Origin of the sequence: Sphingomonas sp. BT-65 (assembly GCF_026107375.2) — a bacterium.
In the GTDB taxonomy this organism is placed as follows: domain Bacteria; phylum Pseudomonadota; class Alphaproteobacteria; order Sphingomonadales; family Sphingomonadaceae; genus Sphingomonas.
The window spans coordinates 648,035-658,432 of the sequence record NZ_JAPCIA010000001.1; the positions used below are offsets into that span (position 1 = coordinate 648,035).

8 protein-coding genes are annotated in these 10,398 nt (G+C 68.1%); 4 read left to right on the forward strand and 4 right to left on the reverse strand.

Features of this window, described 5'->3' with window-relative positions:
• Positions 1 to 33: 33 nt before the first annotated feature.
• Genes proC through OK349_RS03230 form a run of 4 tightly spaced genes read right to left on the reverse strand, consistent with a single transcriptional unit; the run spans position 34 to position 4,047 of the window.
• Positions 34 to 813: a pyrroline-5-carboxylate reductase gene (proC, locus tag OK349_RS03215; RefSeq protein ID WP_265116383.1), complete on the reverse strand. Its 780-nt coding sequence runs from the start codon at positions 811 to 813 to the stop codon at positions 34 to 36.
• Complete coding sequence (locus OK349_RS03220; RefSeq protein WP_265118526.1) at positions 813 to 2,069, reverse strand: amidohydrolase family protein; 1,257 nt, start codon at positions 2,067 to 2,069, stop codon at positions 813 to 815. Before OK349_RS03220 ends, proC begins: the two co-directional genes overlap by 1 nt.
• Positions 2,069 to 3,463, reverse strand: coding sequence for an amidohydrolase family protein (locus OK349_RS03225; protein ID WP_265116384.1), 1,395 nt, complete (start codon positions 3,461 to 3,463; stop codon positions 2,069 to 2,071). The genes OK349_RS03220 and OK349_RS03225 overlap by 1 nt, the downstream gene beginning before the upstream one ends.
• Positions 3,433 to 4,047 (reverse strand): FMN-binding negative transcriptional regulator, encoded by a 615-nt coding sequence (locus OK349_RS03230; RefSeq protein ID WP_265116385.1) that lies wholly within the window; start codon positions 4,045 to 4,047, stop codon positions 3,433 to 3,435. The genes OK349_RS03225 and OK349_RS03230 overlap by 31 nt, the downstream gene beginning before the upstream one ends.
• A gap of 197 nt (positions 4,048 to 4,244) precedes the next feature.
• Between OK349_RS03230 and OK349_RS03235 the strand changes: the two genes are divergently transcribed.
• The 4 genes from OK349_RS03235 to OK349_RS03250 all read left to right on the forward strand — a co-directional run bounded on the left by OK349_RS03235 (position 4,245) and on the right by OK349_RS03250 (position 10,288).
• Positions 4,245 to 5,705, forward strand: coding sequence for a MocR-like pyridoxine biosynthesis transcription factor PdxR (locus OK349_RS03235; protein ID WP_265116386.1), 1,461 nt, complete (start codon positions 4,245 to 4,247; stop codon positions 5,703 to 5,705).
• 82 nt (positions 5,706 to 5,787) lie between these two features.
• On the forward strand, positions 5,788 to 6,282 hold the full coding sequence (locus tag OK349_RS03240) for a hypothetical protein (RefSeq protein WP_265116387.1): 495 nt from the start codon (positions 5,788 to 5,790) through the stop codon (positions 6,280 to 6,282).
• Entirely contained in the window at positions 6,282 to 7,946 is a 1,665-nt protein-coding gene (locus tag OK349_RS03245) for an amidohydrolase (protein WP_265116388.1), read from the forward strand. Before OK349_RS03240 ends, OK349_RS03245 begins: the two co-directional genes overlap by 1 nt.
• Positions 7,947 to 8,185: 239 nt before the next feature.
• On the forward strand, positions 8,186 to 10,288 hold the full coding sequence (locus OK349_RS03250; protein ID WP_265116389.1) for a TonB-dependent receptor: 2,103 nt from the start codon (positions 8,186 to 8,188) through the stop codon (positions 10,286 to 10,288).
• Positions 10,289 to 10,398: the final 110 nt, after the last annotated feature.

Consider the following 10,398-nt stretch of genomic DNA (forward strand, 5'->3'; position numbering starts at 1 on the left):
ACTCCCGCCGAATGATCTCGACTCCCCGCGCTGCTATCCGGCGAGTTCGCGCGAGCGCGCCGCCGCTGCTTCGACCACCGACTGGACGAGCCGGTCGATCGCATCCGTTTGGTCCATCTGCCCAAGGCCCGCGGCGGTCGTCCCGCCCGGGCTGGTCACTTGCCGCCGCAGATCCGCCAGCTCGGCCGGGTCCGCGCCCGCCAGCGCCGCCGCGCCGGTGAAGGTCGCGCGCGCCAGCTGCATCGCGAGCGCCGGCGGCAGCCCCTCCTCGGTCCCTGCCTTCGCGAGCGCCTCGGTGAAGCGGAAGAAATAGGAGGCCGGGCCGCTGCCCGACACCGCCGTCACAGCGTCGATCTGCGCCTCGTCATCGAGCCACACCACCTGCCCGGTCGGGCCGAGCAGTTCGTTGACCGTGGCGAAGTCGCTCATCCGCACGTCGCGCCCGGCGACCGCGGCGGTGATCCCCTGCCCGATCGCCGCGGGCGTGTTGGGCATGGTCCGCACCGCGCGCCCGCTGCCCAGCGCATCGCTCAGCCCCTGAAGCGTGATCCCGGCCATGATCGACACGAACAGCGCGTCGGCCCGCGCCAGCGGCCGCAGCGACTCCGCGATCGACGGGAACACCTGCGGCTTCACCGCCAGCACCACCGCCAGTTCGCCCCCGGCCTCGACATCGTCGAGCGAGCCCGCCCGCTCCGCCCCTTCGGGCAGTTCGGCCGCCAGCGGATCGAACACCAGCACGCGGTGCGCACCCTGCCAGCCGCGCGCCATCGCGCCGCCCATCCGTCCGCACCCGACCAGCAACACGTCCATCACCGAATATCCCTGTAGCGCTCGGCAAGCAGATCCTGCCGCGAGCGCGCCGATACCCAACGTCCCTCGACGATCACAGCCGTCGCGTTGGTTGACGGCTCGAGCGGGTCGCCGTCCCACACCACCAGATCGGCCTCGCTACCGGGCGCCAGCGTCCCGCCGCCCTTGCTCCAGATGCTCAGCGGATTGACCGTCACCGCGCGCAGCGCATCGGCATAGGGCAGCCCGTTGGCCACCGCGATCCCGGCGCCCTCGCGCAACGCCATCCCGGCATTGTAGTTCGAATGAATCCGCCCGCCCGCGAGGCCGAAGGCGACCTTCACCCCCGCCCGCGTCAGGATCGCGGCATTGTCCTGCCGCGCGCCCAGCTCGTCGAAGCTGCCGGGCAGGTTCGTCGAAGGATCGAGCACCACCGGGATCTTCGCCGCTGCGAGCGCGTCGGCGGCGCGCCATGCTTGGACGCCCTCGACGATGATCACGCGGATGCCGAAATCGCTGGCCAGCTTGACGGCCTCGCGAATGTCGGACTCGCGGTTGGTGTGGATCGCCAGCGGCGTCTCGCCCGCGATCACGCCGCGGATCAGTTCCTCCCCCGCGCGACGGCCACGACCGGGCGGCGGACCGTGGCGATCGCGTTTCTTGGCGTCACCCGCATCGCGGGCCGCCATCGCGCCCTTGGCATCGCTCAACACCTTGCGCAGCACGGTCCATTGCTGCGCGCGCGAGCCGAGCTTGTCCCACGCCCCGCCGCCGATCACGGCATAGACCGCCACCTCGCGCTCGCCCAGGATATCGACGCCCTCGCGGAAGCGCGCGATCACCGGCTCCCCGGCGAACACCGGGATGCGCGATTGCGCGGGATAGACCAGCGCGCGCGTGATGCCATCGGCGCGGATCAGGTCGACCAGGGTCGAATTGCCGTTGAGCGCGCGCGCCGGATCGAAGCCGGGATTGCGGTCGTCGGCCGATCCCTGATCGCGCGTGTCGGCCGACGCGGTCTCGATCAGCCCGACCTGGGTCGCGCCGTTCATCAGCCCCGGCGTCACGGGCTTGCCGCGCGCGTCGATCACGCTCGCATCCTGCGGCACGCTACCGCCCGGCGTGACCGAGACGATCTTGCCGTTCTCGATCAGGATGGTGGCGTCCTTCACCGGCTCGCCCGATTCCATCGTCCAGGCTTCGGCATGGGTGACCGCGATCGTCTGGGCGGCGGCGGGCGTCGCGGCGAGCGCCAGCGCCAATGCGATCATCCTCATCACCGCACGCCTCCCCGCCCGAGTTCGAAGTCGGACACAGGCGCGGCGGGCGGTTTTGCCCGGTCCCACGCCACCGCGCCGTCGATCAGCACGAGATCGGCCTTGGTGTAGATGCTGAACGGATCGCCCGACCACAGCACCAGGTCCGCGCGGTATCCCGGCGCCAGTGTCCCCACCTGCCTGTCCAGCCCCAGTAGCCTAGCCGGGTTGCTGGTGGTCCATTTGATCATCGTCTCGGGCAGGGTCTCGATCCCAATGCGCCGCCCCGCCGCCGCCGCCTTGGCCGCGGTGATGTTGAGTCGCTGGCCGTCCGCCGCCGAGTCCGAATGCATCATCACGCACACCCCGGCGCGTTCGAGCAGCGGCGCCTCGGCACGCACCGCGTCCTGCGCTTCCATCTTGAAGCCCCACCAGTCGGCCCACACCGCCGCGCACGTCCCGCTCTCGCGCAGCAGCCCCGGCACCTTGTACGCCTCGGTCGCGTGATGGATCGCGCCAATGCGGAAGCCGAACTCCTTCGCGACCGACAGCACCGCGGCGATATCCCCCGCGCGGTAGCAATGCAGGTTCACCCGCACGTCGCCCGCCAGGATGCCGAGCAGCGCTTCCTTCCTGAGGTCGCGCCCCGCCTTCCCCGCGGCACGGTCGCGGCCATAGGCCTGCGCGTCGAGGAACGCCTGCCGCATATAGGCGACCACCCCCTGCCGGCTGGTCGGCCCGTCATTGTCCTTGCTGGCGCCCCAACTCTTGGGGTTCTCGCCGCACGCCATCTTGAAGCCCTGCACGGCCCCCGCAGCCTTCATCCCCCACACGGTCGACGCGCGCACCGGCTTCACCACCACTGAGCGTCCCGCAAAGATCGGGGTCGAGCCGGGCAGGATCTGGATGGTCGTCACCCCCGCCGCGAGCGCACGGTCGAACGCCATGTCCTGCGCGTTGACTGCAGTCTCGATCCAGGTGTCGGCAGCGTTCGGCGTCGCGACCTCCGCTACGTCGGATGCCTCGCGATCGATGTCGGTGAGCGGGAGCACATAGGTGCCGTCATGGCTGTGCACATCGATCACGCCGGGCGTGATCCAGCGCCCCTTGGCATCCACCTCGCGCACGCCGGGATTGGCCAGCGCCTTGCCCACCGCGACGATCCTGCCGCCGCGCACCAGCACGTCGCCGCCGTCGATCCGCCCGCCCGCGCCGTCGAGGATCGTCGCCCCGCGCAACAGCATGTCGTCGGGCGCGGCGGGCTTGTAGCGGCTCGGGAACGGATCGCTCTTCCACGGTGCCTGCCCGGTCTGCGCCGCACCCGGCGCGGCCAGCATCGCCGCCATCGCAACCGCCGCCCCGAACCGAACCCCCTTCATCATCATCACCGCCCCCGGTTGAATCGCTTCATCCACGCCACGCTCCCGGCGTCGGGCAGTGCGCCCAGAATTGCGTGCAGCGTCGCGCTGTCCTCGTCCTGTCCGAGCTTGAACTTGCCCGAAAGCCCGGTCACGCGCGCCCGGAAGCCGATGATCCGTCCGAGCATCGCCTGGTAGCGCGAACCCAGCTCCTCGACGCCCCAGGGCCGCGCACGCGCCGCCTCCATCGCGTCGATCAGCACCTTGAGCGAATATTCGGTCAGCGTCTCGTCGAACGCGATCTCGGCGCTCACCTTGACCTGCGCATAGTTCCAGGTCGGCGCCCAGTCGCGCCGCCCGGCATGCTCGGGGCTGACATAGGCGTCCGGCCCGCTGAACAGGATCGTCGCGCGCGAATCCTCGATCAGTGCACGGTGGAGCGGATTGGACCGCATCAGATGCCCGATCAACTCGATCAGCCGGCCCTCGCCATCATAAACACCGACCAGCGGCAACAGGCTCGCCTCGAGCGCCCCTGCCCCGCCGCCGCATACCCAGGCGAGCGGATAGCCCTCGATCAGCGCGCGCACATCGGCATCGTCGAACCGCTCGAACAGCGGCCGCTTGTCCCGTGTCTCCACCGCGTCTGCGCTTGCTTCAGCCCCGTCCATCTGCCCCGACGCCTGTGATTGATGGCCCCCTTGTTCCCCAGCGTTCGGGTAGCAGCAAGCACCAAGACCGAAAAGCATCGGGGTCCAGCCCGGCGTTGCCAGCGCGGGTTTGCCGTATTAGCCTTGGCCCCTCATCATCGTTTTCAACATCGGGAGTAACCGGTCCAATGCTGCGTCCATGGCAAGTCAGCCTGGGGGAGCGAATCGATCCCGCACGCGACGTTCCGATCTACATGCAGATCATCCAGGCGCTGATCCGCGACATCGAGCGCGGGCGCCTCACCTCGGGCACCTACCTTCCCTCCAGCCGCGAGCTGGCGCAGGTTCTCGGCGTCAACCGCAAGACCGTGGTGCTCGCCTATGAGGATCTGATCGCGCAGGGCTGGCTCGATTCGGCCGGCACGCGCGGCACGATGGTCTCCGCCTCGCTGCCCGAGCCCGCCAACAAGCAGCGGACCGAGGCCGAGGCGACGATGAGCAACGCGCCGATCGACTATCGCTACGCCATCCCGCCCGAGCGCCCGCTCGCCTTGCCCTCCGGCCCCGGCCTCAAGCTCGACGAGGGCGCGCCCGATGGCCGCCTCTTCCCCGCCGAGCTGCTCGCCCGCGCCTATCGCTCTGCCGCGCACCGCGCCTCGCGGGAGAACCGCTTCCAGTACGGCAACCCGCGCGGCACCCCTGCCCTGCGTGAGAGCATCGCGACAATGCTCAAGAGCCAGCGCGGCCTGCCCGTCACGGCCGAGAATATCTGCATCACCCGCGGCAGCCAGAACGGCATCTTCCTCGCCGCGCATGTCCTGGTCCGCCCCGGTGACACGGTGATCGTCGAGGCGCTGACCTACGAACCGGCGATCGCCGCCTTCCGTGCGCTCGGCGCCAATGTCGTCGCGGTCGGTCTCGACGAGGACGGCATCGACATCGAAGCGGTCGAGCATGCCTGCCGCCGCAACGCGGTACGCGCGGTGTTCGTGACGCCGCACCACCAGTTCCCTACCACCGTCTCGCTCCGCCCCGAGCGCCGGCTGCGCCTGCTCGAGCTCTCGCACCAGTTCGGCTATGCGATCATCGAGGACGATTACGACCACGAATTCCACTTCGAATCGCAGCCTTTGCTCCCGATGGCCGGCTATGGCCCGGGCCATGTCATCTATGTCGGCTCGATGTCGAAGCTGCTGCTGCCGGCGCTGCGCATCGGCTATGTCGCAGCGCCGCCGCCGGTGATCGATGCGATCGCGCACATGGTCTCCTTGACCGACGGCATGGGCAATGCGCTGACCGAAGACGCCGCTGCCGAGCTGATCGAGAATGGCGAGCTCAGGCGCCACGCGCGGAAGGTGCGTCAGGTCTATGCCAAGCGCCGCGAGAGCTTCGCCGCCGAGATCGACCGCACGCTCGGCGACATCGCCGATTACAAGATGCCCGATGGCGGCCTCGCCTTCTGGCTGCGCTTCCGCACCGATCTCGACGCGATGGAGGCGCGCGCCGCGGCGATGGGGCTACGCTTTGCATCGTCGCGCTCGTTCATGACACGCGACGATGCCCCGCGCGGCCTGCGCATCGGCTTCGCCAGCCTGAATGAGCACGAGGCGCGCACCGCGGTCGCTGCGCTGCGCGAGGCGGCGGGGTGATTGGTCCCGTCACGGGATCAACAGTTGGATGTTTTCCGATCCATGACGAAGGCGGAGCTTCGGGCAAAAGGGAGGACAACATATGAAGCATCTCGCTCTCACTCTCGCCGCCTTGGCCCTGCCGCTGGCTCCCGCCACGGCGCAGGAGGCACCCAATCCCGCACACGCTCCGGCCACGCCCGAGGCCTGGCCCGAGGCATGGTTCGAGATCTTCAAGCTCGCGCCGGGCAAGCAGGAGGAGTTCATCCGTCGCATCGCGCAGGCGGACGAGGTCGCCGCGGCCGGCGGCCAGCCGCCGATCCAGCTCTTCTTCCATGAAAATGGCGCGGACTTCGACGTCATCATCTTCAAGCCCGTCACCGGCTTCAAGCCGACCGCGGCGCAGCAGGCGGCGATGGACGCCAAGCGTAAGGAACTGGGCATGGAGAGCGGCCCGGCCTATTTCGTCGGCATCCGCGAGCTGATCGCCGAACATACCGATTCCAAGACCTATGGCCCGCTCTCCGCCGCCAAATGGCTCGCGCGGCTCGACAAATGGCGGGCGGAGAACCCGCCGCGCAAGAAGGGAGGCAAGTGATGCTCGGCCGCCGCGGACTTCTCGTGCTGGGCGCCGGCACCGCGGCCGCCGCGGTCACGCACCATGCCTTCGCAGCCGAGGGCGACCTCGACACCGCCTATATCAATGCCCGCGTCTGGACCGGCGCAGGCCCCACCGTCCGCAGCGATGCGATCGGGGTGAAGGGCGACCGCATCGCCGCGATCGGCGCCGATGCGGTCCGCGCGCGCACCGGCAAGCGCACCCGCGTGATCGACCTCAAGGGCGCGTTCGTCACCCCCGGCTTCATCGATCCGCACGTCCATTTCGTGATGGCCTCGACGATGCTGTCGCAGCCCTCGCTGCGCGACGCCGCCAACCCGAAGGAGTTCGTCGAGCGCATCGCCGCAGCGGCCAGGACATTGCCCAAGGGCCAATGGCTCGAGGGCGGCAACTGGGATCAGGACCGCTGGGGCGGCGAGATGCCGCACCGCAAGTGGATCGATGCCGTCACCCCCGACACGCCGGTCGCGGTGGTGCGCTACGACCTCCACATGATGTTCCTCAACTCGCTGGCATTGAAGCTCGCGGGGATCGACCGCAACACCGTCGCCCCGCCGGGCGGGGTGATCGAGAAGGATGCCGACGGCGAACCTACCGGGATTATCAAGGACACCGTCAAGGAAATGGTCCTGCGCGCGATCGGCACCCCGACGCCCGAGCAGATCGACGCGACGACGCGCAAGGGGATCGACCTCGCGCTGAGCAAGGGTGTGACACAGGTCCACCCGACCGAGCTCGAGACGATCAGCTTCGATTCGACTCGCCGCCTGCGCGAAAAGGGCGAGACCGGGCTGCGATTCCGCCACTATCTCCCGCTCAAGGATTGGGAGACGCAGGCCGCTCTGATCAAGGAACAAGGCCGCGGCGACGACTGGGTCCAGTGGGGCGCGTGCAAGGTGGTGTTCGACGGCTCGCTCGGCTCACGCACCGCGCGCTTCTACGAACCCTATCATGACGAGCCGGGCACGCGCGGCGTGATCGTCACCGATCCGGGCGATCTCAGGCGCTGGATCACCGGCGCGGACAAGGCCGGCATCCAGGTCACCGCGCACGCGATCGGCGACGAGGCCAACGACATCGTCCTCGACACCTTCGCCGCCGTCGCCAAGGCCAACGGCCCGCGCGACCGCCGCTTCCGCGTCGAGCATGTCCAGCACATGAAGCCCGCCGCGATCCCGCGTTTCAAGGCGCAGGATGTGATCGCCTCGGTCCAGCCCTATCACGCGATCGACGACGGCCGCTGGGCGGTGCGCCGCATCGGCGAGAAACGGCTCGAGACCAGCTTCGCCTTCGGCTCGCTGGTCCGTTCGGGCGCGCATGTCTGCATGGGCTCGGACTGGCCGGTCGCGCCGATCGACCCGTTGACGGGGCTCGAGGCCGCGGTCGACCGCGAGACGATCGACGGCAAGAACCCGCGGGGTTGGTATCCCGAGCAGCGCGTCACGCTCGCCCAGGCGATGCGCTGCTACACGCGCGAAGGCGCTTATGCCGGCTTCAACGAGAAGAAGACGGGCCTGATCGCGCCCGGCCTGCTCGCCGATTTCGTGGTCTGGGATCGCGACTTTTTTGCGATTGACTCGCATTTACTTCTCAAGGCAAAGGCCCTCCGGACCATCGTGGGTGGCGTGCAGCGTTACGGTTGAAGCGCTTACCCGCCGTTGTTGCAAGATTACCCGATTGGACCCTTGCACATCGCCAAACTGGATGTTTCACGGCCCAATCCCGACTCGCATGTTACCCTCGCGATATCGAGCCTGGCCCAGAAGCAGGCCGTATCGGGAGGGACACGCAACACCAGCTCGGGGGAAGTTTTAATATGGTTGCCCATCGCACCGCAGCTCGAGGCGCCGGCCTTACGGCAGTCGCCGCCGCACTCGTCGCCATGCCGGCACTTGCACAGGAAGCCGAGAGCGAAGACGTCGTCATCACCGCACAGCGCGACAATCAGACTCAGGTCAGCCGCAACGGCTCGCTTGGCGCGCTGGGCGACAAGGACGCGATGGACACCCCGTTCGCGGTCAAGAGCTACAACGAGGCGCTGATCCTCAACCAGCAGCCGCTGACGCTGGGCGCGGTGCTCGAAAACGATCCCTCGGTGCGCACCACGCTCGGCTTCGGCAACATGTCCGAGCAGTTCGTCGTCCGCGGCTTCAACCTGTTCGGCGAAGACATTGCGATCGACGGCCTGTTCGGCATCACGCCGCGCCAGCTGGTCTCGCCCGAGCTCTACGACCAGATCCAGATCCTCAACGGCGCCAGCGCCTTCCTGTTCGGCGCCGCGCCGGGCGGCTCCGCGCTCGGCGGCACGGTCAACCTCACGCCCAAGCGCGCGAAGGACCAGGACACCAACCGCCTCACTGTCAACTATCTGTCGGACAAGCATTTCGGCGGCGCGTTCGACTTTGGCCGCCGTTTCGGCGAGGGCAAGGCGTTCGGCGCGCGCATCAACGGCGCGTTCCGCTCGGGCGACATCGCGATCGACGACGAATTCCGCCGCTCGGCGGTGGTCGGCGGCAGCTTCGACTATCGCACCGACAATCTGCGCGTCAGCCTCGATCTCGCCTATCAGAACGTCAAGGCGCAGCACATGCGCCCGATGGTCCAGCTCAACAACGCGTTCGGCACCGCGACCACGCTCCCGCGCGTCCCGCGCGCCGACATCAATTACGGCCAGTCCTGGTATAACCAGACGATCCGCGACGTCTTCGGCATCGTGAAGCTCGAATATGACGTGACCGACAACCTCATCTTCTACGCCTCGGCCGGCGCGCGCGACACCGCCGAGCGGGGCGTCTATCAGGGCTTCCAGGTCACCAATTCGGCCACCGGCGCGGCGTTCGTCACCGGCTCCAACATCCCGCGCAACGACAATAACGAGGCGGCGCAGGCCGGCCTGCGCTTCAAGGGCGAGGGCTGGGGCATCACCCACCAGCTCAACATGGGCTATTCGCACAGCCGCTACGTCAATCGCAACGCGTTCGAGTTCAGCACCTCGGTGCCGGCCACCTCGCCGCAGAATAATCTCTACAATCCGGTGCAGGTGGCGCGGCCGGCGTTCAATGGGTTCATCTCGGGCAATCTCGCCGACCCGAACCCGGCGAACCGCACGCGCCTCGACAGCATCTTCGTGTCCGATACGCTGGGCTTTGCCGAGGATGTGGTGCAACTGACGCTCGGACTGCGGCATCAGAGCATCCACTTCCGCGCCTACAACATCAACACCAACGTCCAGACCAGCCAGTATAAGGAGAGCACGACGACGCCGGTCGTCGGCCTCGTGATCCGTCCGAGCGAGAACATCTCGCTCTATGCCAACCGCATCGAGGGCCTGGCGCAGGGACCGGTTGCGGGTGCCGGCACGCTCAATGTCGGCCAGGTGTTCCCGCCGTTCCAGACGGTGCAGTATGAGATCGGCGGCAAGGTCCAGTTCGGCCGCTTCAATGCGTCGATCGCAGGATTCCAGACCGATCGCCCGCAAGGGATCAACGTCCCGACGCCGCCGGGCGTGACCCCGGCGGGCACCATCTTCACCGTCGATGGCCTGCAGCGCAACAAGGGCATCGAGGTCAGCGTCGATGGCGAGCCGATCGACGGCCTGCGCATCATTGCTGGTTTCTCCGTCACGGACGCCAAGCAGCGCCGCACGCAGGGCGGGCTGAACGACGGCCGCGACGCGGTGGGCGTGCCGGAATATACCGCCAACGCCAATGTCGAATGGGACGTCTATGGCGGCCTGACGCTCACCGGCCGCGTGATGCAGACCGGCAAGCAGGCGTTCAACGTCACCAACACCATCATCCTGCCCGAATGGACTCGCTTCGATCTCGGCGCGCGCTACGTGATCGATGCGGGCGGCGCGCCGCTCACCTTCCGTTTCAACGTCGATAACGTCGCCAACGAGCGCTACTGGGCTTCCTCGCTCGGCGGCTATCTCGTCCAGGGCATGCCGCGCACCTTCAAGGCCTCGGCGACGATCGACTTCTAGCTATCTCTCAACACTCCCTCCCCCGCCGGGGAGGGAACGCCTCCGAGCTGCAAGTTTGAGAACAAGCACCGCAAGGAACCTCAGGCCGGGCTGGCGACGGCCGGGCCTTT